Below are 676 nucleotides of genomic sequence, written 5' to 3'. Positions count from 1 at the left end.
GGCTGCGCCACACCTCCGCGCCGGTCGCCGCGTCGCGGGCGAGGAGGACGCCGTCGTACTCGGCGTCCGGCAGGTACATCCGGCCGCCGCGGTACAGCAGTTGGGAGCCGGGGACCACGAGGTCCGGCTTGGACCAGCGGGGCTTGCCGGTCTTGACGTCGTACGCCACGAGCGGGTCGCCGCTGATCAGCAGCAGGCCGTCGTGGACGAGCAGGGGTACGCCGGTGCTGGTGCTGTCCTCGGTCAGCGCCCGGTGCCACAGGGGCTGGGGGGCGACTCCGGCGGGCGGGGTGGCGAAGTGCTCGGCTGCGGGCTCACCGGAGGCCCCGCCCTTGCCGCCGGCGGCCGGTGTGTCGTCACCGTCGCCGCCCTTCCCCAGCCACCAGGCGACGCCCCCGCCGACACCCGCGACGGCGCCCGCCCCGCCGACGGCGAGGCCCAGCACCCGGCGCCGGCCGGGCCGCCCGGGGTCACCGGACGCGCCGAGCCGCACGGTGCCGGCCAGGGCGGGGGCGCCGTCGGCGACCGTGGCGGCGCCGAAGCCCTGCCCGGGCTGGGGAGTTCCGCCGGCAGGCGTGCCGTACCCGGGCGCCGGCTGACCGGTCCCGCCGGCAGGCGTGCCATACCCGGGCACCGGCTGACCGGTCCCGCCGGCAGGCGTGCCGTACCCGGGCGC

1 protein-coding gene is annotated in these 676 nt (G+C 79.3%); it reads right to left on the bottom strand.

The window, feature by feature from the left end; genetic code table 11:
- Positions 1 to 634, bottom strand: a 634-nt coding sequence (locus tag CCN44_RS37055) for an outer membrane protein assembly factor BamB family protein (RefSeq protein ID WP_276329143.1), incomplete at its 3' end; no start/stop codon positions are given.
- Positions 635 to 676 lie beyond the last annotated feature (42 nt).

This window comes from Streptomyces tricolor (genome assembly GCF_002155905.1).
Lineage (GTDB): Bacteria > Actinomycetota > Actinomycetes > Streptomycetales > Streptomycetaceae > Streptomyces > Streptomyces tricolor.
Note: the sequence above shows the minus strand (reverse complement) of the source record. Positions and strands in the feature narration are given on the sequence as shown.